This is a genomic window from Microvirga sp. HS2 (assembly GCF_055792805.1).
On the sequence record NZ_JBVVAJ010000093.1, the window covers coordinates 1 to 1,421 of the forward strand.

The 1,421-nt window shown below is 62.8% G+C and carries 1 protein-coding gene; it reads left to right on the forward strand.

What is annotated here, in order from left to right; genetic code table 11:
• Positions 1-82 precede the first annotated feature (82 nt).
• Positions 83-1,135: an IS110 family RNA-guided transposase gene (locus tag ACS5Q0_RS27440; RefSeq protein ID WP_473129782.1), complete on the forward strand. Its 1,053-nt coding sequence runs from the start codon at positions 83-85 to the stop codon at positions 1,133-1,135.
• The last annotated feature ends 286 nt before the right edge of the window (positions 1,136-1,421 follow it).

Below are 1,421 nucleotides of genomic sequence, written 5' to 3' on the forward strand. Positions count from 1 at the left end.
TTGATGTCGTGGATGGCGCCCTCCACCAGCGTCAGACGTGCCAGAATAGGCATGTTGAAGAACCGGAGAGGAACCATCCATCATGCCAGAGATTGCCACGATCGGCCTTGATATCGCAAAGAACGTCTTTCAACTCCACGGCGTGGACAGGACTGGAAAGATCGTCCTGCGCAGGACGCTGCGCCGCAGCCAAGTTCCGGGTTTCTTCAGAGCGCTTTCGCCATGCCTGATCGGCTTGGAGGCTTGCGCGACGGCTCATCACTGGGCCCGCACGCTCATGGCTTCCGGGCACGATGTCCGCCTGATCCCGCCCGCCTATGTCAAACCCTATCTACGCCGGCAGAAGAACGATGCTGCGGACGCGGCGGCCATCTGTGAAGCCGTCACACGGCCGTCGATGCGCTTCGTCCCGGTCAAGAGCCCGCAGCAGCAGAGCACCCTCATGCTGCACGGAGCCCGCGATCTTCTGATCGGGCAGCGGACGGCCCTGATCAATGCCCTGCGCGGTCACTTCGCAGAGCTGGGCATTGTGGCGGCACAAGGCGCTCGCAACACGCGCCAGCTGATTGCCACTCTGCAGGACGAGACCAACCACGAGATCCCTCCCACGGCTCGGATAGCGCTCCAGCCCCTGGCCGCGATGCTGCTCGGGATGGAGGCGCAGATTGCCAAACTCGACAAAGCCATTTTGGCCGCCCATCGCACGGATCCGGTGAGCGTCAGACTGGCCACCATCCCCGGCATCGGTCCAATCGTGGCCTCCTGTCTCTCCTCCAGCATCCCGGACGTCGGCCTGTTCCAGGGCAGTCGGGAGTTTGCCGCCTATCTCGGCCTCGTACCCCGGCAGCACTCAACCGGTGGCAAGCCGCGGCTCGGCTCCATCTCCAAGATGGGCAACCGGCACCTGCGCAAGCTGCTGGTCGTCGGCGCGCACGCCGCGCTCTACAGCATGAAGTCCGGCAAGACCAGGACGGTCCTGGCGGACTGGGCCCGGAGCCTGTTGGCCAAGAAGCCGTTCAAGGTCGTTGCCGTTGCGCTGGCCAACAAGATGGCGCGGATCGCCTGGGCGGTGATGGTCAGGAGCACGGTTTACGAGCGCGGGAGCCAGGGAGTTGCCGCGCCGGCGGCACCATAGACGGCACGTACAGATTATTCGCCCCTGAGGGCATCCAGTTGGCATGGTGATGATGAGATGATGTGAGGCATAAGCGGACATGGACCGCCGAAACTGGCAAACCCGTGGCATCGTCTTGCGTCAGCCAAGCGCGATAAGTTGAGAGGGACCAGCTTCAGCGTAAAACATCAGGGCCAGCGGTTATGACATACCGCGCACAAAGGCCGGAGACATGACTGCACCCGCCCCGCTAGGCCCAAACGTCATCAACAATCACATTGCCAAACGGGCGCCATCCAGACATGAC